This is a genomic window from Heyndrickxia camelliae, assembly GCF_002844575.1.
Classification (GTDB): Bacteria; Bacillota; Bacilli; order Bacillales; family Bacillaceae_C; genus Margalitia; species Margalitia camelliae.
Genome location: NZ_PIQO01000015.1, coordinates 92,990 through 113,461 on the forward strand (window position 1 = coordinate 92,990; position 20,472 = coordinate 113,461).

General features: G+C 37.9%; 23 protein-coding genes and 1 tRNA gene. 18 read left to right on the forward strand and 6 right to left on the reverse strand.

Annotated elements, in window-relative coordinates:
• Nucleotides 1-92: 92 nt before the first annotated feature.
• From CWO92_RS17520 to CWO92_RS17545, 6 genes are all read left to right on the forward strand, one after another.
• Nucleotides 93-1,022 carry an ABC transporter permease gene (locus CWO92_RS17520; RefSeq protein WP_101355500.1) on the forward strand — a complete coding sequence of 310 codons (930 nt, stop codon included), beginning with the start codon at nt 93-95 and terminating at the stop codon, nt 1,020-1,022.
• A complete protein-coding gene (locus CWO92_RS17525) occupies nt 1,022-1,948 on the forward strand; it encodes an ABC transporter permease (protein WP_101355501.1) in 927 nt (308 codons plus the stop codon). The genes CWO92_RS17520 and CWO92_RS17525 overlap by 1 nt, the downstream gene beginning before the upstream one ends.
• A gap of 105 nt (nt 1,949-2,053) precedes the next feature.
• Nucleotides 2,054-3,049, forward strand: coding sequence for an ABC transporter ATP-binding protein (locus CWO92_RS17530; protein WP_101355502.1), 996 nt, complete (start codon nt 2,054-2,056; stop codon nt 3,047-3,049).
• A 16-nt stretch (nt 3,050-3,065) separates the two neighbouring features.
• Nucleotides 3,066-4,055, forward strand: coding sequence for an ABC transporter ATP-binding protein (locus CWO92_RS17535; protein WP_302466786.1), 990 nt, complete (start codon nt 3,066-3,068; stop codon nt 4,053-4,055).
• A 356-nt stretch (nt 4,056-4,411) separates the two neighbouring features.
• The gene (locus CWO92_RS17540) at nt 4,412-5,071 is read left to right on the forward strand and encodes an SOS response-associated peptidase (protein ID WP_101355503.1); all 660 of its coding nucleotides are present in this window, start codon (nt 4,412-4,414) and stop codon (nt 5,069-5,071) included.
• Between the two features lie 15 nt (nt 5,072-5,086).
• Nucleotides 5,087-5,503: a VanZ family protein gene (locus tag CWO92_RS17545; RefSeq protein WP_101355504.1), complete on the forward strand. Its 417-nt coding sequence runs from the start codon at nt 5,087-5,089 to the stop codon at nt 5,501-5,503.
• A gap of 213 nt (nt 5,504-5,716) precedes the next feature.
• Here CWO92_RS17545 and CWO92_RS17550 read toward each other — a convergent pair whose 3' ends face one another.
• From CWO92_RS17550 to CWO92_RS17560, 3 genes are read right to left on the reverse strand one after another with little or no spacing between them, the layout of a single operon-like run.
• Nucleotides 5,717-6,715: a hypothetical protein gene (locus tag CWO92_RS17550; protein ID WP_101355505.1), complete on the reverse strand. Its 999-nt coding sequence runs from the start codon at nt 6,713-6,715 to the stop codon at nt 5,717-5,719.
• A 42-nt stretch (nt 6,716-6,757) separates the two neighbouring features.
• Complete coding sequence (locus CWO92_RS17555; RefSeq protein WP_233269742.1) at nt 6,758-7,198, reverse strand: DUF6114 domain-containing protein; 441 nt, start codon at nt 7,196-7,198, stop codon at nt 6,758-6,760.
• Nucleotides 7,199-7,230: 32 nt separating this feature from the next.
• Nucleotides 7,231-7,833 carry a DUF6230 family protein gene (locus CWO92_RS17560; protein ID WP_101355506.1) on the reverse strand — a complete coding sequence of 201 codons (603 nt, stop codon included), beginning with the start codon at nt 7,831-7,833 and terminating at the stop codon, nt 7,231-7,233.
• Between the two features lie 333 nt (nt 7,834-8,166).
• Here CWO92_RS17560 and CWO92_RS17565 point away from each other — a divergent pair, with 333 nt between their 5' ends.
• The 6 genes from CWO92_RS17565 (at nt 8,167) to CWO92_RS17590 (ending at nt 12,823) form a co-directional block, all read left to right on the forward strand.
• Nucleotides 8,167-9,690 (forward strand): response regulator transcription factor, encoded by a 1,524-nt coding sequence (locus CWO92_RS17565; protein WP_101355507.1) that lies wholly within the window; start codon nt 8,167-8,169, stop codon nt 9,688-9,690.
• A 104-nt stretch (nt 9,691-9,794) separates the two neighbouring features.
• Nucleotides 9,795-10,013 (forward strand): DUF1659 domain-containing protein, encoded by a 219-nt coding sequence (locus CWO92_RS17570; protein WP_101355508.1) that lies wholly within the window; start codon nt 9,795-9,797, stop codon nt 10,011-10,013.
• A 45-nt stretch (nt 10,014-10,058) separates the two neighbouring features.
• A complete protein-coding gene (locus CWO92_RS17575; RefSeq protein WP_101355509.1) occupies nt 10,059-10,277 on the forward strand; it encodes a DUF2922 domain-containing protein in 219 nt (72 codons plus the stop codon).
• A gap of 110 nt (nt 10,278-10,387) precedes the next feature.
• Nucleotides 10,388-10,519, forward strand: a complete 132-nt coding sequence (locus CWO92_RS17580; RefSeq protein WP_437177564.1) for a YvrJ family protein — start codon at nt 10,388-10,390, stop codon at nt 10,517-10,519.
• Between the two features lie 111 nt (nt 10,520-10,630).
• The gene (locus CWO92_RS17585; RefSeq protein ID WP_158175525.1) at nt 10,631-11,533 is read left to right on the forward strand and encodes a phosphotransferase; all 903 of its coding nucleotides are present in this window, start codon (nt 10,631-10,633) and stop codon (nt 11,531-11,533) included.
• A gap of 114 nt (nt 11,534-11,647) precedes the next feature.
• Complete coding sequence (locus CWO92_RS17590) at nt 11,648-12,823, forward strand: GGDEF domain-containing protein (RefSeq protein WP_101355512.1); 1,176 nt, start codon at nt 11,648-11,650, stop codon at nt 12,821-12,823.
• A 40-nt stretch (nt 12,824-12,863) separates the two neighbouring features.
• Here the strand turns inward: CWO92_RS17590 and nagE are convergent, their stop codons facing one another.
• Nucleotides 12,864-14,816 (reverse strand): N-acetylglucosamine-specific PTS transporter subunit IIBC, encoded by a 1,953-nt coding sequence (nagE, locus tag CWO92_RS17595; protein WP_101355513.1) that lies wholly within the window; start codon nt 14,814-14,816, stop codon nt 12,864-12,866.
• A gap of 85 nt (nt 14,817-14,901) precedes the next feature.
• Nucleotides 14,902-15,102 carry a hypothetical protein gene (locus CWO92_RS17600; RefSeq protein ID WP_101355514.1) on the reverse strand — a complete coding sequence of 67 codons (201 nt, stop codon included), beginning with the start codon at nt 15,100-15,102 and terminating at the stop codon, nt 14,902-14,904.
• Nucleotides 15,103-15,242: 140 nt separating this feature from the next.
• Between CWO92_RS17600 and CWO92_RS17605 the strand changes: the two genes are divergently transcribed.
• The 5 genes from CWO92_RS17605 to CWO92_RS17625 all read left to right on the forward strand — a co-directional run bounded on the left by CWO92_RS17605 (nt 15,243) and on the right by CWO92_RS17625 (nt 18,948).
• Nucleotides 15,243-15,336 (forward strand) — tRNA-Ser (locus tag CWO92_RS17605).
• A gap of 822 nt (nt 15,337-16,158) precedes the next feature.
• A complete protein-coding gene (locus CWO92_RS17610; protein WP_101355515.1) occupies nt 16,159-16,725 on the forward strand; it encodes a dihydrofolate reductase family protein in 567 nt (188 codons plus the stop codon).
• A 373-nt stretch (nt 16,726-17,098) separates the two neighbouring features.
• Nucleotides 17,099-17,617 (forward strand): GNAT family N-acetyltransferase, encoded by a 519-nt coding sequence (locus CWO92_RS17615; protein ID WP_101355516.1) that lies wholly within the window; start codon nt 17,099-17,101, stop codon nt 17,615-17,617.
• A 148-nt stretch (nt 17,618-17,765) separates the two neighbouring features.
• On the forward strand, nt 17,766-18,233 hold the full coding sequence (locus CWO92_RS17620) for a helix-hairpin-helix domain-containing protein (RefSeq protein ID WP_101355517.1): 468 nt from the start codon (nt 17,766-17,768) through the stop codon (nt 18,231-18,233).
• A 343-nt stretch (nt 18,234-18,576) separates the two neighbouring features.
• Nucleotides 18,577-18,948 carry a DUF4430 domain-containing protein gene (locus tag CWO92_RS17625; protein ID WP_101355518.1) on the forward strand — a complete coding sequence of 124 codons (372 nt, stop codon included), beginning with the start codon at nt 18,577-18,579 and terminating at the stop codon, nt 18,946-18,948.
• A 343-nt stretch (nt 18,949-19,291) separates the two neighbouring features.
• Here CWO92_RS17625 and CWO92_RS17630 read toward each other — a convergent pair whose 3' ends face one another.
• Nucleotides 19,292-19,492: a cold-shock protein gene (locus CWO92_RS17630; RefSeq protein ID WP_101355519.1), complete on the reverse strand. Its 201-nt coding sequence runs from the start codon at nt 19,490-19,492 to the stop codon at nt 19,292-19,294.
• Nucleotides 19,493-20,197: 705 nt separating this feature from the next.
• Between CWO92_RS17630 and CWO92_RS17635 the strand changes: the two genes are divergently transcribed.
• A complete protein-coding gene (locus CWO92_RS17635) occupies nt 20,198-20,356 on the forward strand; it encodes a DUF3934 domain-containing protein (RefSeq protein WP_101355520.1) in 159 nt (52 codons plus the stop codon).
• Nucleotides 20,357-20,472 lie beyond the last annotated feature (116 nt).

The following is a 20,472-nucleotide window of genomic DNA, read 5'->3' on the forward strand; positions in this document are numbered from 1 at the left end:
CCTAGGGTTAGCGAATATGCAAGGCGCCTAAGCATTTTGGACGAGCGTATAGAAATGATAGTTTACGCTAAAAGAATTGGAGTGAAACACTCATGCTAAGATACACCTTAAAACGATTTTTTTGGGCGTTGGTAACCATTTGGGCGATAATAACCCTAACCTTCATCATTATGCACAGCATTCCGGGGAACCCATTTGCTAGAGAGGGCACAATGCCTGAAGCTGTCTACAATAATCTTCAACAACATTATAATTTGGATAAGCCAAAGATTGTTCAATATGGGCTATATCTAGAATCACTCTTACATCTTGATTTTGGCCCGTCCATGAAATCACAATCCATAACCGTAAATGATTATATAAAAAATGGATTTCCGGTGTCCCTCCATCTAGGGCTGCAAGCAATGGTAATCGCAATTTGTTTCGGATTAATCTTCGGAGTTATTGCATCGTTGAATAAAAACAGGTGGCCAGATTATCTTTCTATGATTCTAGCAATCATTGGAATTTCCGTACCCAGTTTTATTTTAGCAACCTTTCTCATTAACTATCTCGCTGTCAAATGGCCCATTTTCCCAGTTGCAACCTGGACATCTTGGTCCCATACGGTTTTACCTTCGATATCGCTTGCAGCCATGCCAATGGCCTATATTGCAAGGCTGATGCGTTCCAGCATGATTGAAGTTTTGAGTCAGGACTATATTTTAACTGCACAAGCAAAAGGACTGGGAAGAAGTGTTGTCATCATTAAACATGCAATTCGAAATGCTATTTTACCGGTTGTGACGGTCCTTGGTATATTAATTGCCAATATTGTTACAGGAAGCTTTATTATTGAAAATATTTTTGGCATTCCAGGTATGGGGGAAATGTTTGTCAGAGGAATCGAAAATCGTGATTATCCGGTCATACTTGGTTCAACGGTTTTTTATAGTGTGATCCTCATCTTATTAATTTTCATTGTGGATGTTGCTTACACATGGATTGATCCGAGAATTAAGGTGACGGGGGAGAGTAAATAATGGCAAAGGACTTACATTTAACAGAGGAAATGTTCTTACCGGCAGAGGACAATTATAAGGAAGCGGAAAAAATTGCGCGCCCCACCATTTCCTATTGGGCAAATGTGTGGAGGCGATTGCGCTCAAATAAACTGGCAATGATTGGTTTTGTCTTAATTGTATTGCTTGTCATTATGGCAATCATTGGTCCTCATATAAATGGGTATACGTATTACGAACAAGACTTTACCAAGAAAAATCTGCACCCAACTGCAGAGCATTGGTTTGGAACCGATTCTTTAGGACGGGATATGTTCACAAGGGCATGGTATGGAGCTAGAATATCGTTGTTTATTGGCTTTATGGCAGCATTAATGGATTTTCTGATTGGTGTATTATACGGAGGAATTTCCGCATTAAAAGGCGGCCGTACAGATAATTTAATGATGAGAATTGCGGAGGTTCTTTATGCGATTCCTTATCTTTTAATGGTTATTCTTATCATGGTATGGTTTGGAAAAAATAGTGGGATTTTTCCGATGATTATTGCTATGACTATCACAGGTTGGATTCCGATGGCACGTCTTGTCAGGGGGCAAGTGCTGCAATTGAAGGAGTTCGAATATGTACAGGCTGCTCATGCAGCGGGAGCAAAAACATCCTGGATTTTACGGAAACATATGATTCCCAATACGATGGGTCCAATATTAGTGAACATTACATTAACGGTGCCGTCTGCTATCTTTGCAGAGGCTACATTAAGTTTCTTAGGGTTAGGAATACCTGCTCCAAAAGCAAGTTGGGGAACAATGGCCAGTGAAGCACTAAGTAGTATCCTAATCGGGAACTTCTATCAGCTGTTTGTTCCAGCCATTCTTATCTCGATTACCATGTTTGCTTTTAATGTTTTTGGTGATGGGTTACGAGATGCACTAGATCCAAGGTAGAACCTGAGCAGATTTTTGTGTGCCGACCTACCTATTTCTTTTTTGGTTAGGCCAATTCACTGATATTTACACATAGAAATGAACAGGGAATGGGAAGGAGATATTATGGGGAATTTGTTAGAAGTAAGGGACTTGAATATTTCGTTTCAAACGTATTCAGGTGAGGTAAAGGCTGTTCGGGGTGTGAATTTTGAAGTTAAGGAAGGGGAGGCTATTGCGATTGTAGGTGAATCGGGCTGTGGAAAAAGTGTTACAGCTAAATCAATCATGAAGCTATTGCCTACTCCGCCTGCCATGTATAAAGGAGGATCTATTCTTTTTAATGGAAAAGAACTTATCGGATTACCAGAGAAAGAGATGCAAAGAATTCGGGGGAATGAAATCAGCATTATTTTTCAGGATCCGATGACTTCCTTAAACCCAACGAGTAAGGTTGGGAATCAAATTATCGAGGCAGTATTAAAACATAACAAAGTGTCCAGAAAGGAAGCTTTTCAGGTTGCATTGGAAATGTTAGAGCTTGTTGGTATTCCGCAGCCCGTAAAGCGGATGAATCAATATCCTCATGAATACTCAGGTGGGATGAGGCAGCGAGCGATGATAGCGATGGCCCTTGCATGTCAGCCTAGACTATTAATCGCCGATGAGCCGACAACTGCATTGGATGTAACTATTCAAGCGCAAATACTAGAGTTGATGAAGAAACTTAAGGCAAAAACAGACACATCAATTATTCTTATCACTCATGACTTAGGAGTGGTAGCGGAGATGTGTGATAGAGTCATTGTTATGTATGCAGGGAAAGTAGTTGAAACGGGCACGGTGCAAGACATTTTCGATAATCCGCAGCATCCTTATACAAAAGGGTTATTGAAGTCGGTTCCCCGTCTTGATATGGATAAGAAGGTGCCGCTTGCACCCATTATTGGGACTCCTCCCGATTTAATAGATCCCCCAAAAGGCTGCTCTTTTTATGCGAGATGTGAGCAGGCAATGAGAGTATGCAAAGAATATGAACCGGAGCTTAGAGAAATAGGGACAGGGCAAACTTCAGCTTGCTGGCTGCACCATTATATGGCACAGACGAGTATAAAAGGGTAGAGGAGGGGGGCTTACAATGAACGAGAAAAGTGAAAGCATGGACCATCAAGGAATAGCCGTAAAATCCCCTTTGGTTGAAGTGATAGATTTACAGAAATATTTTAGTGTTGGGGATAAGCAACTTAAGGCAGTTGACCATCTAAACTTTGAAATATATCCTGGTGAAACGGTTGGACTTGTTGGCGAATCTGGCTGTGGTAAATCTACAGCCGGAAGAACAATGATTCGATTATATGAGGCTACTGGTGGAGAGGTTCGCTTTAATGGGAAGAATTTGTTTTCCTTCAATCAAAAAGAATTAATGAAGGTCCGCCGTGAAATTCAAATGATTTTTCAAGATCCCTATGCTTCCTTAAATCCACGGATGACCGTTGAAGATATTATAGGGGAGCCACTCACAATTCATGGAATTGTAAAAGGAAAACAAAAGCATGATAGAATTGTAGAATTGCTGGAGTTGGTCGGCTTAAGCCCTGATCATCTGAATCGTTTTCCTCATGAATTCAGCGGAGGGCAAAGACAGCGCATCGGGATTGCAAGGGCGCTTGCGCTAAATCCCAAATTCATCGTTTGCGATGAGCCAATTTCAGCTCTGGATGTGTCGATTCAAGCGCAGGTCGTCAATTTATTGAAAGAACTGCAAAAGAAAATGGGACTGACTTATTTATTCATCGCACATGATTTAGCGATGGTAAAATATATTTCGGATCGGATTATTGTAATGTATCTAGGGAATATGATGGAGTTAACGGAAAGTGAAGAATTATATAGTGACCCGCTTCATCCATATACGAAAGCATTGTTGTCTTCCGTCCCAATTCCAAATCCAAGTGTTCATAGAGAACGAATTGTCATCTCTGGCGATGTCCCAAGCCCAATTAATCCGCCAAGCGGCTGCGTTTTCCGAACTCGCTGCCCGCATGCAATGGATATATGTGCTGCAGAAAAGCCGAAATGGAAAGAAGAGAAGCCAGGACATTTTGTTGCTTGTCATTTATATATATGAACAATCGGGTAGTGGTTCTTGCCCGGTTTATTTTTTTATGTCATGAAAAATGTTCTTCGAATTCTTGGAGGGAGACCAGTCGGTGAAGAATCATGCGCGTTTTTCGGGAGGTGAAGACACTGGAACTATCCGGAAGGAATGGTGACTGTTTGTGTGGGGAAGTTCCCAAAAACTATAACAACAATAAGGAAGTTTGTCCAAATAAAATAATGTTTCCAATTGTTCCAATGCGCTTCGACAATGTGTCCCCCTTTATAGAGTAGTAAGAAATAATAATTAACATTTTCATAGGGAATTTATATATAAAGATATTCTATGCTACAATGAATTAATATCACTTAATTGGAGTGTTCCTAATGTGCGGTAGATTTAATCTATATTCTAATATCGAAATGTTACTAGAAAGATTTCATCTTACAAATATAGATTGGATAGAGCTATCCCCTCGATATAATATTGCACCGAGTCAGGATGTATTAGCAATTGTGCAAGGGGAACATGGCAATAAAGGTGGTTTTTTAAAATGGGGACTTGTACCATCGTGGGCAAACGACCCGAAGATAGGCTATAAAATGATTAATGTTCGTGCAGAAACGCTAGCTGAAAAGCCGAGCTTTAAAAAGCTCTTATCTAGAAGAAGGTGCATAATACCAGCTGATGGATTCTATGAATGGAAAAAAAAGGATGGCGACAAAAAGCCTTATCATATACATTTAAAAAACGGAGAACCATTTGCCTTTGCAGGACTATGGGACCGCTGGGAACAAAATGGGGAATTACTGCAAACCTGTACGATTATTACGACCGAAGCTAATTCATTAATGAAAAATATTCATGATCGTATGCCGGTCATTCTAACAAAGGACACAGAAAAAATATGGCTGGACAGAAGCATCGGAGAAGAGGCAAAAAAGGTACTTACTCCGTATGACTATCGTGAAATGGAGGCATATCCGATTTCCTCTTTAGTGAACAGTCCCAAGAATGAAGGACAAGCATTGATTAATTCAATTTAGTAATGAGGTTTTAAGATGAGAAAAGAAGTTTTTTGGTGGATTATCACTATATTATTGTGCGGAATAATCATTTATTTTACCGGAACTCAAGCATCTACCGGTTCTAACACTCAGCATATCATTGAAAAATTAACAGGTTTGAGCCCGGAGCAGGCGAGCAATGTAAATTTCATTTTTCGTAAGGCGACCCATTTAACAGCATTTGGACTTTTAGGGATTTGCTTTTTTATGGCTTTAAGAAAAAAAGCATTCCTTGCTTGGGAAATCACTACGATTTACGCTGCAACGGATGAGTATCACCAATCATTTGTACCTGGAAGAACAGCATCTTATAAGGACGTAATCATCGATTCAATTGGCTGTATCATTGCGATTTTTATCGTTAGGTATTTCCTGAGTAAAAATGAAAAAAGAAACAGTGTCGTAGAATAAAGAGTTTGGAATACGATGCGGACATACAATCCGTTATTTTGATTAAGTCCCTTTGTTTCAAGGACTAACGGACACTGGGTTTGCTATTTGTGAAAAACTATAAGGAAATCACTGCTTTTTTATAAAATAACGGAACCTTTGTCCGCAAAATGCAGGAAAACTCCTGTTTTGTCACAAATAACGAAACTAGTGTCCTCTAAAGTTCAAATTATTCTAAGGGAATAGCCCTGTTAATAAATCTAAAGGTCCACCATGTTTCGTTTCGTGCGTGGATCCAGAATTTACTGCTCCTGCAGGTGGAGCCTGTTCTTCTACAGTACCAATGTTTTGTTTCGAATCACCGGAAGTAGGGCTATTAGCTCCTGAGTTTTCTTCCTCCGTTGGCTGCAATTTGTCGCTCTGCTGGTTGTTTTGGCTACCATTTGCTTTATCTTCATTATTAGAAGCTTTCGAATCAGTAGGAGGGTCATTATTTATAGACTGCTTCTTCTTATCCTCAGAAGCTGTGACATCTTCTTTTTTTTCCGACTTATTTGGAGGTAAGGCTTTATTTATTTTATCTAATGCCTTGCTATCTGATAGTTCCTTACCGCTTTCCTCTTTTTTAGGTTGTAAAGTCTTATTTAAATCATCCAATGGATGCTGAAGCTTCCCATTCTTGGAATCTTCTAATATCTTTTTGAATAAGTCTGCTTGCTTCTCTAAATTCTCATCAGAGTCACTCGTCGTATCCACATTTGCTGCTCGCTCTTCCATACTGGCAACTAGAGCGGGGAGAATCGCATCATCTGCTGTTTGCTTATGAGCAACAAGCCGAACATTTTTCATTCCGAGTTCACCAAGTTGATTGGGGAGATAAATTCCTCCAAACTCTACCTTCGTCACATCAACCGCCATATTTGATAACTCTACAGGTCCCGTAGATTTAAATTGAATGGTGACTGGGCCATTTGGTGTATTTAATTCTTTCGTGATGGTAAGACCATAAATGGTTGCCTTTTGGAAAGTCAGCCTCAACATGAGCTTGTTTTTCTGAGTAGTAGTTTCACTATTCCTAATGAGTGGGATCCCCATCACACCTTCCACTCTGTCCGCTTCAATGACAAAGCCATTCATAGACAAAGAAGAATCTGCATGAGATTTGTGAGGGGATATTGCAGCACCTATGATAAGGATGGTTATCATGATTATGATAATAGTTTTTTTGATCAAGATTATCACCATTTTCTAATTTTCACTGTAGGTGTATACTGTTCATTCTTGCGTGATTCTTTCAGATAAAACGGAACTTGCAGCGACCTCCGCTTTTGTAAGGTTCCCCATTTGGTTATTGGGCTGGATGACTTCGTATTTCCAAGCGATGGATAAGGAACCACCTACTATACCAAGAATGGTGCCAATCAAAAATCCTCCAAGGGCACCCATTATAGAAAGAACAGATAAAAAGATCGTTACTATTCCGAAGACAACATTAAATCTTGGATAAAAGTAACCAAGAATACCTATAAGGATAATAAGTCCGCCGAAGATAAGACCAATAACAACTATGTTTCCGGGAGCAAAAGCGATATGCAGCAGCTGTATTGGAATATATAAAATAATGATGCCAGCAAGGAGCGACAAGGTCGCTCCCCAAAATGGGCGGCTCATTCTCCAATGTTTAAATTTACTCTTCTTTGAAATGTCGGGATTCATGTAATTCAACTCCTTGAAGAAAAGCCATATACTTATTTTTTAATAAACTCTACTTTCATGCCTGGTAATGTAACTGCTTGTTGGAATAGGTAATTTGTGTCCAAACTGCCATTTGTAATGGTTACTGTATCCGCACCTTGCGTAAACGCCTTGCTTACCGCTTGTGGATCACTATAATTTACATAGTTTTCGCTAATATCCATATTTGTAAATTTGGCATCGCCCTGAATTAACGCGGCCTTTTGAATTAATCCTTGAATCTTAACAGGCGAATTTTTTCCGGCTGTTATTCTCACCTCATATTTTCCTAATATAGGGATCGTAACATCTCTTGAAATTACAAGGTTATTAATTTCAACGTTTTTAATATCGTTAACAAAGACGGGTGTTACTTTCTCCTTATCTCCTGTTTTAGGGTCGCCGTAAAGACCTCCATATAATTTAAATCCATGGCCAACCATTTTATCGAAGGAAACATTAAACTTTCCAATCCCCCCGATAGGAGTTGCATAAGCAACACCAGTTATGCCAAACACTGCAAACAATCCTCCTAACATTAAAAAACCACATAAAAGTGCACTGAAAAACAATTTCTTTGACGTCTTCCCCTGGATCATCACAACGCCTTCATTCATCTTAAACCCCTCCCTTTTCTCTTTGTCAAAAAGTGAAAATAGCGATAAGTTCTGTACCCTCCACATCACCTCCGGAAACGCTTACAAAAATCCTTTGTTTTCAATTCTATTCGAAAAAGTCTGATAATTGTATTCCTACTAATGTAGGAAAATGGGAAGAGTACCCCTACAATTGTCGTGTATGTAATTTAGCGAAAAATGGCGTTTATGCAGGTTTTTGACGAAAGAAAAGTAGTTTACCCTTCTAGAATTGGTGGTACTATGGTGGAAATAGGGCTTGATTATTTCATTTGAAAAAGTTCGAATTTTATCCAATGGGAATGGGGGATCTCTATGTCTCTGTCATTAAACACCCATATGAAGACTGTTCTAAAAAATGGTGTGGAGCTTCTATACGATCATAAAGACTCAATCATGGCGGAGTGGAAGGATATTTTGGAGTATATGAAAAACGCGAATAAGAAATCGGCAGAGGCCTTCGAATTTGCATTTCATTTTTTTGAGCACTTTTTGCAGAACGAAAATCTTCAAACGGATACATTGCTAATGGATATTAGTTCTGAATGGTATCGACAATTTCAAAGACCCCCTGAACCGAATATGTTAATTTTTATTTTGACCCTGCTGGAAAATGCCGTTCATAAGGTCATTAAGGCCAATACGACACGTTCTTTTCATTTACATCCAGCTGTACAATTTCTTTTTTCAAAAATATGCGAAGAAATGCTGTCTATTTCGAGAAAAAGACAATTTCATATTGATATCCTTTGTCATCAACTCGTGCAATCAAAACAGCTTCATATCGAGTGGGTTGCACGCATAGGCCATGTTGAGAATGGCTACCGATTCAAAAAAATTATTGGTATCCCGGAGGATGCTATTCAAAATAATTTATATGAAGTCATAAAACCATCATGGTTTCTGTTAACGGAATCGCTTCTGCAATTAACAGGAAGTCAGGATAACCGTGATGTTTTTCCAATCCCATGGAAAGGTGAAACATTATTATTTTGCACTAAGAATCAAAATGTTACTTCCATAGCCCCTTTTTTAACCTATGCGATGCACTTACTGCAAATAGAAGAAGGAAAAAGACAAGAACAATGGGGAAGTCAATGGAAGGATGCTGTTATTCTATTTAATGAATGGATTATGAAGTCTCATAACTTAGAGGAGGCTATTCAAAATATTGCCTACGGATATGCACAGTATCTTCCTTTTGAAAGATGTGCGTTATTTAAGTATTCTAATGAGGATGAAACAGGGTTAGGTCTGTTCGGATACCATTTTAATAATGAAGATATCCGAAATATAAAAGAACATGTTGATAACATCCCATCCTTATATAAAAGTATTACGAAGCTGAATCCGCAAAATGAGGCGCTGAAAAATTTCCAGCCTATTTATATTTCCAATGCATCGAAGGAATTTCCTTCTCGTTATGTTCAGCATTTTCAACTGGAGTCTGTTGTGGTAGCTCCAATCTATGTGCCGTCTGAAGGGGAATTAATCGCTGCAGCTATCTTAGACCAAGGCCCCGGCAAGCATTTTCAAGTAGACAGTAATACTTTCACAGCCCTTCTTAAATTCGGTCAAAGTGCGGGGGAATTATTAATGAAATTTTCTGGGGCCAATAAGTGGATTGGATTGGATTCTGGACTCGTGTCTCTATCTTCACGGGAGATTGATGTTTTAGAGCTGCTAGCAGAGGGTGCTTCGACAACAGAAGCGGCAGAGAAGCTTCATTTAAGTGAATATACCGTCCGAGATTATATATCAAATATAATGAAACGACTTCATGCGAAAAATAGAACCGAGGCCGCAGTAAAAGCCATTCGCTATGGAATAATTAAATAAAGTTAAAATGAAAAGGTTTTCATCTGGAAAGTCTTTTTTTTTTATTTTAGGGTGTCCATTTTTATCCCAGAAGCCTATATAAAAGGTGAAGGGAGGTGATACAAATGGCAGAAACACTATTGAAGGAATCCAAGCTTAAATTGGTCTTTGATAATGGAGTGGATGGTGAAGGAAAGCAATTGTTTAAAAGTAAGACTTTCAGCAATATCCGTCTAGATTCTACTCCTGATGAGTTGCAAAGCGCGGCACAGGCTATTGCATCTTTATCACAAAAGGCGCTTTATGGAGTGGAACGTAATGACAGCTCAGATGTTCAGCCGTAGTGAGTGTTAATGCTGTTGATCACTAGTAGAAAGGGAGGTGGAAAAATGAAGACACTCGAATTACAATTTGTCACAGCCAATAATAAAACGGCTACGATTTCTATTGATGACCCAATTGAACCTGTGGATGTAGCAAAGGTGAAGTCAGCGATGGAGCAGATCATCGCATCTAATATCTTTCATAATGCCAGCGGCTATGCGTATACAGAAATGAAAGGTGCTAGGTTAGTTGATCATAATGTTACAGAATATACGATTGAATAATGTCGGAAATGGAAGGCCTAGTTCGATTTGGACTGGCCTTTCGCTATTTAAAAAGCTTAGTTCCGTGCCGATTCTCTTAAGAAAGGAGGGGAATTGAGTTGGACAATATCATGTCCTTCATCAATGAGGTTGGCTTTCCAATTGTTGTTACACTGTATCTTTTGTATCGTATAGAGACCAAACTGGAGGCAGTGATACAATCAATCCAAAGTCTGCCTGATCGTTTGAAGAACAGCGATTAAACAATGGATTGAAGGGGAAGTTTGCCCTTCAATCCTTTATGATTGTTTGTCACAAGCATGTGAAATCGATTACACTCATAATATAATACTTTTATGAATAGAGGTGTCTTCATGTCGCCAATATGGGATCCGCAAGAGGTTGTCACAGAATCACTAGCAAATCGATTAATAGAGGAGCAATTCCCGCAGCTTAAACCAGTAAAGGCGGATGTAATCGGAGAAGGCTTTGATAATACTGTTTTTCAGGTAAATAATGAATATATTTTTCGATTTCCACGCCGGCAAGTTGCTGCGCAATTATTAGAAACAGAAAATACAATTTTACCTAAATTGGCAGACAAGCTTCCTATCCCTATTCCAAAACCTACTTTTATAGGAGTTGCAGGTGAAAGGTATCCATGGCCGTTTACGGGATATCCTATCGTGAAAGGTACAACGCCTGGATTACTGCCAGCTCCAAAAAGAATGCAGTCAGTGGAAGAATTAGCGCAGTTTTTAAAGACCTTGCATCGTTTTCCTGTAAGGGATGCCTTACAGTTAAAGGTACCTTATGATGAATTGAAGCGGCTCGATATTAAAAGCCGCAAACCGAAATTAATGGAAAATCTAGATGTTGCTGCAGAGTTAGGTCTATATACCTCTCAAAAGGAACTTATCCCATTTATTGAATCTCTTCCCCCGGACAAAACAATAACAGAATTAGCATTAGTCCATGGGGATCTTCATCCGAGAAACATGCTGGTCGATAGGAAAGGGAAAGTTTCCGGCATTATTGACTGGGGAGATACCCATATTGGAAACCCTGCCATTGACTTGTCTATCGTTTATACGTTTATTCCTCCCGAAGGACGAGCATTATTCTATAGCATTTACGGAAGTGTGGATACACAAACGGAAAATCTAGCAAAATTCAAAGCAATCTACACAACAACCCTGCTCCTACTATATGCACATGATAACTCCAACCATCAACTAATAGAAGAATGCCAAGAAATTCTTCGACAAGTCCTCTGAAAGTAAGCGGAATTTGTCGAAAAATAAACCTGTGTGATATTAGGTAAAAAGTCACGAAAAGTTGTAAGAGTAATTTTAATCAAATCCTGTTATACAGGTGGAGAAGGACACAAAATGAAGCTTGTGGAGAGAATAAGAAATCATCCCTTAAATGTGAATAGTAAAATCGTAAAGGAAGATATAATCTCTATCAATAACCATCGCATTTATCTCCTTTCGATTATCTTAATGTTGATTCATTTAGCGCATGGATTTATTTTTTTGATGTATGATCCCGGTTTTAAGTCAGCGGAAAATGTTCATAGATGGAGAATAGGTGTAGCTTTTACCCACTTTACTATGTTTATTATCATTCTATTAATCGGTGGGACTGCATTTATTTTAAAGCAAAAGCGGCTAGATAGAGGAAGAGTGGCCAATTATTTGCAATTCATTACGATAATAAGTTATTTCCTTTTCGGCATTGTTCTAAGTGCTTTTGACCAATACGTGAATGCAGGTATCAATGCTTTTATAAGTGTATGCATCGGAATTGCCGTTATACTTTTCATGCATCCCATTTATTCCTTATTGATTTACGTTTTCTCCTTTATCTTCTTTCATTACGGTATATCGTTAACTCAGAGTAATCAAAATATATTGTTATCAGAAAGTGTTAACAGCATTTCCGTTATCGGCATTAGTTTTGGAATTGCCTTAATAATGTGGAGAAATAGTATCTATAAGATTTTTCAAGAGAAGGAAATCGATAAACAAAATCAAATTCTGGAGGAGCAAAATACCCAGCTTGAGTTTCTGGCAACTCATGACTCTTTAACTGGTCTCTTGAATAGAATGGAGTTTATGAAACGTACGGAAATAGAAATGGTGAGGATGGATAAATCCAAAAAGGAAATCTGTATTATTTTGATGGATATTGACCACTTTAAGCATGTAAATGATCATTATGGTCATCCTGCTGGAGATCAAATTTTAAAAGAGGTTGGAACGCTGATAAAAAATTTGTTGGGGGATAAATATTTTCCATCTAGGTTAGGCGGGGAGGAATTTATTTTTCTTTTACCTGATAAAGCACTTTCAGAAGCTATGTTGATTGCAGAGGAAATAAAATCGGCCATTCAAGCGTATTTATTTGCGGTGGGGGATGAAACCATTATCGTTACAGCCAGTCTTGGAGTTGCCTCACTCAATATGGAGGAGGCAGATCCTTTCACATCTTGCTATCATCGAGCAGATATTGCACTATATGAGGCAAAGAATAATGGCAGAAATCGTGTTGCTTATGCATAAAAAGAAGGTGGACAATTGTAATTGACCACCTTCTTTTTATTTATTCTAAGTCGATAAACCCATTGTCACCGCGTTCAATCTTTCCTTCTTTTAACAATATAACTTTTTTATCCTGCTCCAGATTTGTAAAAATAATTGGTGTTACGATAGAAGGAACTTTATCTTTAATAAAATCAATATCCAAGTTTGCCAGCTTTTGTCCTTGTTTGATACAATCGCCATCTTTAACATAGACAGTAAATCCTTCCCCTTTAAGGTTAACTGTATCAAGTCCCATATGTATCAGTAATTCCAAACCATCTTCAGATTCTAAGCCAATGGCATGATTGGTTGGGAATACGGATTTCACCACACCATTAAAAGGTGACAGAACTTCTCCATCAGATGGTTCAATTCCAAATCCATCCCCCATCATTTTTTCGGAAAATACTTTATCTGGAACATCACCAATTTTTAAAAGCTTACCGCTAATCGGTGCTATAAAGGAATCTTTTTCGAACTTTTTGACAGCATCGGACTTATTGACCGGTACCGTCTGTGTTGCTGGTGTTTCTGGCTCTGGAGGATGATCTAAAGAATATAGTCTTTTCAATGCATTGGCTGCGAATTCTACATCTGGACCGACGATAATCTGTACACTGGATTTGCTAGTTTTCATTACTCCCCTTGCACCAAAGCGTTTGATCATCGATTCATCAATATTTCCGCTATCCCTTACATCTAAACGTAGACGAGTAGCACAGTTATCAATATTCGTTAAATTTTCTTTTCCACCTAGCCCTTTTAAAAATCCAGCAGCCATATGGGTATATTTATCCTCGCTAGATAGATTAACGGTATCGTCATCTGTAAATTCATCTTCATCCTCACGTCCAGGTGTTTTTAAATCTCTCCATTTGATAACGAAGTAGAAAACGATAAAATAGATAACCCCGTAAATCAAGCCAACTAAAAGTAATAGAATAGGCTTTTGGGCAATTCCAAAGTTTAGTATGTAATCAATTAAGCTTGCTGAAAAGCTGAAGGAATCATGGATTCCCAGCAAGTACGTCACGGCAAACGATGAAGCCGTTAGTAAAGCATGAATAACATAAAGCAGTGGAGATACAAACATAAATCCAAATTCAATTGGTTCGGTAACCCCTGTGACAAAAGAGGTTAAGGCCATACCAAGCAATAGACCAGCTGTTTTTCTACGTCTATCTGTTTTCGCAGTTGCCATCATTGCAAAACATGCTGCTGGCAAACCAAACATCATAATAGGGAAGAAACCGGTCGTAAAAGTTCCTGCCGTTGGATCATGGTGCAAGAATCTTGTAATGTCTCCATGATATACACTTCCGGCAGCATCCTTAAAGGTACCGAAATCAAACCATACAAGAGTGTTGATAATATGATGCAACCCTAAAGGAATAAGCAGTCGGTTTAAGAAACCATAAGCGGCGTAACCGATAGCGCCGGCGCTTGTTATCCAGTGAGCTAACGCATCAATTCCATCTTGTACATACGGCCAGATATAGCCGAATATAATTCCCAGAATAACTCCTGCTAATGCTGTAATAATGGGAATAAATCTTCTCCCGCCGAAGAAAGCAAGCCATGTAGGCAAATGGATATCGTGGAATCGATTATACAGTATACCGGCGATTATCCCGGAAATAATGCCTCCAAGAACCCCCATATTAACCGCAGGATTAATAGCATGAGTGGTAAAGGTTAAAACCATATAGCCAATGGCACCAGCTAATGCAGCTGCTCCATTATTATCCTTTGCAAAGCCAATGGCGACACCAATAGCAAATAATAGTGCCAGGTTGCTAAAGACTGCATCTTGTCCAATCGCCATGCTTCCAAAAAAAGCATTTCCAGCTTCCGCAATAAATTTGATATTAAGTAAGTCCGGCTGACCAAGGCGCAATAATAAACCTGCTGCGGGCAGCACCGCGATAGGCAGCATCAAGGATTTACCGATTTTTTGCAGAAATCCTAACATGTAACGTCCCTCCTAATCTCTTGTTGTGATGAATATAGTGTTTAAATTGAGACAGAGTCTGCTTGCCTATTTTAACAGATTTTCTTTAATCAATAGAAATTTTTGTTTCATCTTTATCCTTTTTTGGCTCCCTTTTATCCATTTCTTGAATAATCCCGACTAGGTCGTCGATTGCCATTTCTCGCACATAGCTTTGATTATCTTCCAACTGGGCAGCCACACTGATAATCATTCTTTTAACATAGGTCCAATCTTCTTTAAAGGTCAAAAATTCTATTGTTTCCAAAGCCTTCTTCCTCCTACAATAATTTACCTTTAAGGTAACCGCTTTTTGGAATTCCTATTCTGTTGTTCGGTATCATTGGAAATCCTTTATTATTGAAAAAAAAGGGGAATTTAGTATAATAATAGAGGAATCATTTATTTGGAGGAGTACCCAAGTGGCTTAAGGGGGCGCACTCGAAATGCGTTAGGGGTAGTAAACCTGCCTGCGTGGGTTCAAATCCCACCTTCTCCGCCAGATGATTTAAATACATATATTTATAATTATGTGTGACTTCAACTAAGTTTTCGTAAAATGAAAGCTTATGCATTGAATATACTTTGCGAAATTATATACTTGAATTTTTTAGAAAGATATAATGAAATTAAACAATGGAAAAGAGGCTGGGACAAAAGGTTTTCAGCTAAAGAAAAACCCGAACTATCATGCGAAATTCTAATTTAGAGTTTCGTAATAGTTTGGGTTTTTTATTCATATCACTTAGTTTAAATAGAAACTATTCGGATTTAAAAATAGTTAAATTAGTTATGTCCCAACCTCTTTTTATAATATAAAGGCATAATAGTTCAACATAGGATGGTATTTCTTATTGAAGTAAAGGGGCAGGTTAGCTAAAAAACAATATAAATAACATTCTTTGTGTGGGAAATGTAATACTGAGGTGAAAGTAGGTCTCGATTAGTACGGAAGTGGAATTGAATATTATCGTATTGTTTATTTTCTTGATGTTTGGGCTTGCTTGGGTAGTCAGCGGAAAGTCATAATTCAGAAAGATAAAATTAATATTGGTCAAAATAATTCTGGAATACAATTGGCTCTAGATCTAATAGAGCTCATAAACCGATCCGGGTAAGTTATAGATGTACGATCAATTTGGGGGCTTTTTTATTCGACTAACGTGGCAGTTGTGTGAAACATTGTTTTGCTTCAAAAAATTCACATTTCCACTTGAACCTTACATAACGCAATGATTTATAATGAACGAAACAGCAGGATGAAACGCAGACAACGGTCAAAAAAATCGAACAAAATAAATTCGAAATCGGAGGAGAAACGGACATGAGAAAACTCGTATTGTTCATGCATGTATCGCTGGATGGGTATGCGTCGGATTTGAACGGAGGACTCGATTGGATTCCGTACAACGAGGAATTAGAGAAATACGCCGAGGAGGTCGTAGCCCAAGTTGGAGCTCCCGTTTACGGACGGAAGACGTATCGCATGATGGAGAGCTACTGGCCCAAAGAGCTGGACAATCCGAATGCGTCAAGGCACGATATGGAGCATGCCAAATGGCTGCAGGATGTTAAGAAGATTGTCATTTCCGGCACAATGGACAAGGTGGAATGGAACAATACGATTCTGATCAAGGACAATATCGCAGAGGAAATCAAGGTACTCAAAGAGCAGCCCGGCAAAAATCTTGTTATCTTCGGCAGCCCGGGAGCGGCGAAGACGCTGCTTAAGCTCGGCCTGATCGACGAATTCTTGCTTACAATTTGTCCAGTCGTCCTAGGCGGCGGAAAATCGGTATTCGACGGCAGCGAGAAAATCAGGCTTAAGCTACTGTCCAGTCGAACACTCAAGTCGGGCATTATCGCGGCCCGCTATGAGTTGGAGAAATAGACGTACAAGGTGTTCCGCTAACGGAGAACGATAGCTTAATAAACCGCCCTTAATGAGTAGGTTATAGTTTTGGCTGAAAATCAACATTGAGAATTAACAAAGACTTGTAATAAAATAATAAGTTTTGCAACTAACGGAGGCATTCCTTTTATAAGGAATGTTCTTTTTTTATTCAAGAAAAGGGGCAGGATAGTGACAAAGAAAAGAAGGAGTTTGTAGTAAAAAAGATGAATTATTTTAGAATAATTAGATTGAGAGGAATTTTGAGGTAATCTTTAATTGGCTTTATCGTGATATTTTTATTTTTCTTATCTTATTACAAGTGCAACTCAACAAAGGTACCAACAATACTATTTGAAATGAGGGGACAGATTTGATAATTAGACAAATGGAACCCCAAGAGTTACCGGTTGTCGCAAAAATCTATGTAGATAGTATGAAGGCAACCCATCAGGGGATTGTGTCAGAAAAGTTTATGGAGTCAATATCGAACGAAAGTACAGTTGAAAGATTCAAGGGGATTTTGGAGAATAGCAATCTACAATCATTTTGTTATGTAGCTGAAAGACAAGATAAAATTATAGGATTTTCAATGGGCTCCTTACCTGATCATGCACCTCAAGGGTATCAAGGCGAGTTAAACACGCTATATATTTTGCCTCATTATCAACGTATTGGTGTGGGAAAAAAGTTGTTACATGCCGTTACTAATCACTTTAAACAGAATGAGATAAGGTCAATGTTTTTGGGAGTCTTTAAGGACAACTCTTCCGCAAGAAAGTTTTATGAGTCTGTTGGGGGTATCAAAATTGGTGAATTCCTTGATGAGCGTCTTAGTAAAATTAACGGACATGATCTAGTCATAGCCTTCTATGGGTGGAGACGTATATAATTTTATGAATATTCCATATTTAGAATGTATAGCGTCAATCCATCTTCTCAATAGATTTCAGCAGAGAGAAATTAAAAGTTTTCGGAGGATGCTGGATTAGTAGAGAGTGTTTTAGAAGTTCGAAAAACGTATTGGAAAGGTGAAGCCTATGCCGAATTCTGCTCCTAAACTTCCTTTAACGCAGGAAGAAAGAGCCAAATTAAGAACTTGTAAAATTAAATTAAACGATATTTCGCATATTAGTACATTGGAACTTTCTCAATGCTTGGGAATATCCAGTGATAGATCCAAATATCTGCGTGCTTTAGCTATATTTCAAACGGTTCCCTCGATTGGTCCAAAAGTTGCCCAACGGATAGTAGATTTAGGTTACTATTCGCTTGAAGAAATAAAGAACATGGATGGTTCTGATCTAATTAATTGTTGGGAAGAGAAGTGTGGATACTGGGAAGATCCCTGTTTAGAAGATGCTTTTCGTTGCATTGTCCATCATGCCAATAATCCAGAAAGTAATAAATGTTGGTTTGATTTTACAGAAGCACGAAAGGAATATCGCCAGCAATTCGGATACCCTGATACAAGACCTAAACTTGCCTGGCATGAAGTTAAGAACTAATTTGCTTATTTTATTAACAGATGCTTATGTTTAAGATCCAGCTGCCAATTTGGTGGCTTTTTCTTATTCGACTAAAGGAGTTTAATTGAATAAGGAAATCAAGAATTGTGGAAGAAAGTAATCCACGAAACTCTAATATCCAATCCTTATGGTACTATACTATATTGTGGAATGTCCAAGGATGCTTTCATAATAATTTTTAACTACATATAACCGGTACACAAATTTGTTTAGTAAATTCTATATATTTTTGAAATTACACCTAACAACTTGTTGGGTGTTTTTATTGACATAATTTGATGACATTAGGAAAAAATAAGATAAATAATGAGGAGGATATATTATGTATAAACTTGCTTTTGCACTCCCCTTTTTGTTTGCTTTATTGCATGTAAATCCAGCATATGCAGTTGAAGTAACTGGCGTTGTTCAGATTATGGATCAAAACAATAAAGTTATAGTAAAGAAAAATATAACATTTGAAGAGGGAGACAATATATACGACATAACCAAGAACAACTTTGATGTGACGGAAACAAACGGTATGATTACAGGAATCAATGGATTGGTTGAAAAACCTACAGAAAACATCCATTGGGCTGCATTTATTGATGGTAAATTTGTTGAAATTTCACCAGATGATGTAGGACTTTACGCAAATGATATTTTAACATGGGCGTTAAGGGATCTCGATAAACAAGAGATAATGAAATAAACAGAACTGCTCACCACGGAGGTTATATGTTTTTCCTTGTTAGCTAATAAGAGTTGAAGAGTAAGCTGTCAATCTCGGCAGCTTTTATATTTTTAAGTAAAGGGCAGGTTAGCTCAATAGGAATATACCTACTTTCAAATTAATTTTTGAATGGTGGATGAAAGCTCTGTATATTGTTCATCAATATGTTATACTGTAGTGAACCTTTAAAGCTTAAAATCATTTTACTGTACCTGTTTTAGATTCCTACTCACTGTTGAGTAGGTTTTTTTATTTAAGATTAATCTAGAAATACATAAAAAAACAGGCTCTATTAGGGCCTGTTTGTATAATTTTATTTAGATTAAGCTTTTTGAACGTTAGCTGCTTGATCTCCACGAGGTCCTTGCTCAACATCAAATGTAACTTTTTGACCTTCGTCTAAAGATTTGAAACCGTCACTTTGGATAGCTGAGAAGTGTACGAATACGTCGCCTCCATTAGCACGCTCGATAAAACCAAAACCTTTTTCTGCATTAAACCATTTAACTGTACCTTGTTCCATTTTTGTTGCCTCCTAGTGTGTAACCAGACAATGTGTTACTATCCTTGCCCAAAGTGATCATCAAGACGAAAAGTCGACACTTATACTATCCTTTACACCGAACAAAAATAATTCTTTTTTATCATAACAGAAAATGAAAAAGCTTGCAAACTCTTAGCTTCGTTGATTTCTTTTAATCATTATGTACTTGTGCTTAGCAGAAATTTTGGCAGGTTAGCGAAAATTGTGGTTGAAAACCATACTCTTCCTAGAAACTTGTGGTAATAGAAAAAATGGTTTACCCTTTTTAGGGAGTGAAAATAATGTTTGAAAGTATTTGGGATATTATTACAAGGAAGTAGTCGAGTTTGCATTAGAGCCATTGATTGTTCTTTCACAATTTAAAATAATTTATATCAATGGAGCAACCGGAAAATTTTTTTTTAGAGCTTCCAAAGAAAATGTAATTGGGACCCTTTAGATATATTTAGAGATAATTTAGTCATAGAAAAAGAATAGCAGGGGTATATTATCATCCGACATTCTTTCTATAGTAGCAATTGCCAATTCAGAATTTAAGTGATAATAACGATTATTGGACTCTTTTTTTCACATTAGTACGGGGAGTGTGGAAGGATATTGAGATGCTTGGTTAATAACCGAGTAAAATGACTAAAACTAACTCGATAGGTAAATATCAACTTAGAATAATAATGGAGTGATTTTATGAGTAAAGCTAAAGGAAAAGGCGGTACAGGGAGAGGAACAGACAAGAAGGGGTGGAATCGTTGGCAAGCTAGTACAAACAAAAAAAAGAGTGCAAAACCATATAAAAGTAATGGTACAAAAAAAGTTTTTAAAAATGACCCCACGAGCAATAGTTAAAGTCACTTATCCAATATTTAGATGATTGTGGAACAAATACAGCATACGAGGTACCTTTGAGTGGACTATCCGACTGCCAGTGTTGGGAGCTTTTTTCTTGTTGCACTCCCTTTGAA

Coding starts and splice junctions, on each gene's coding strand:
- nagE (WP_101355513.1), bottom strand. CDS start 14,816: ATGTTAGGATTTCTGCAAAAAATCGGTAAATCCTTGATGCTGCCTATC.
- CWO92_RS17565 (WP_101355507.1), top strand. CDS start 8,167: ATGTCTCTGTCATTAAACACCCATATGAAGACTGTTCTAAAAAATGGT.
- CWO92_RS17520 (WP_101355500.1), top strand. CDS start 93: ATGCTAAGATACACCTTAAAACGATTTTTTTGGGCGTTGGTAACCATT.
- CWO92_RS17525 (WP_101355501.1), top strand. CDS start 1,022: ATGGCAAAGGACTTACATTTAACAGAGGAAATGTTCTTACCGGCAGAG.
- CWO92_RS17590 (WP_101355512.1), top strand. CDS start 11,648: ATGAAGCTTGTGGAGAGAATAAGAAATCATCCCTTAAATGTGAATAGT.
- CWO92_RS17545 (WP_101355504.1), top strand. CDS start 5,087: ATGAGAAAAGAAGTTTTTTGGTGGATTATCACTATATTATTGTGCGGA.
- CWO92_RS17530 (WP_101355502.1), top strand. CDS start 2,054: ATGGGGAATTTGTTAGAAGTAAGGGACTTGAATATTTCGTTTCAAACG.
- CWO92_RS17580 (WP_437177564.1), top strand. CDS start 10,388: ATGTCCTTCATCAATGAGGTTGGCTTTCCAATTGTTGTTACACTGTAT.
- CWO92_RS17555 (WP_233269742.1), bottom strand. CDS start 7,198: ATGAATCCCGACATTTCAAAGAAGAGTAAATTTAAACATTGGAGAATG.
- CWO92_RS17620 (WP_101355517.1), top strand. CDS start 17,766: ATGCCGAATTCTGCTCCTAAACTTCCTTTAACGCAGGAAGAAAGAGCC.
- CWO92_RS17635 (WP_101355520.1), top strand. CDS start 20,198: ATGAGTAAAGCTAAAGGAAAAGGCGGTACAGGGAGAGGAACAGACAAG.
- CWO92_RS17585 (WP_158175525.1), top strand. CDS start 10,631: ATGTCGCCAATATGGGATCCGCAAGAGGTTGTCACAGAATCACTAGCA.
- CWO92_RS17575 (WP_101355509.1), top strand. CDS start 10,059: ATGAAGACACTCGAATTACAATTTGTCACAGCCAATAATAAAACGGCT.
- CWO92_RS17610 (WP_101355515.1), top strand. CDS start 16,159: ATGAGAAAACTCGTATTGTTCATGCATGTATCGCTGGATGGGTATGCG.
- CWO92_RS17560 (WP_101355506.1), bottom strand. CDS start 7,833: ATGAATGAAGGCGTTGTGATGATCCAGGGGAAGACGTCAAAGAAATTG.
- CWO92_RS17535 (WP_302466786.1), top strand. CDS start 3,066: ATGAACGAGAAAAGTGAAAGCATGGACCATCAAGGAATAGCCGTAAAA.
- CWO92_RS17625 (WP_101355518.1), top strand. CDS start 18,577: ATGTATAAACTTGCTTTTGCACTCCCCTTTTTGTTTGCTTTATTGCAT.
- CWO92_RS17570 (WP_101355508.1), top strand. CDS start 9,795: ATGGCAGAAACACTATTGAAGGAATCCAAGCTTAAATTGGTCTTTGAT.
- CWO92_RS17630 (WP_101355519.1), bottom strand. CDS start 19,492: ATGGAACAAGGTACAGTTAAATGGTTTAATGCAGAAAAAGGTTTTGGT.
- CWO92_RS17540 (WP_101355503.1), top strand. CDS start 4,412: ATGTGCGGTAGATTTAATCTATATTCTAATATCGAAATGTTACTAGAA.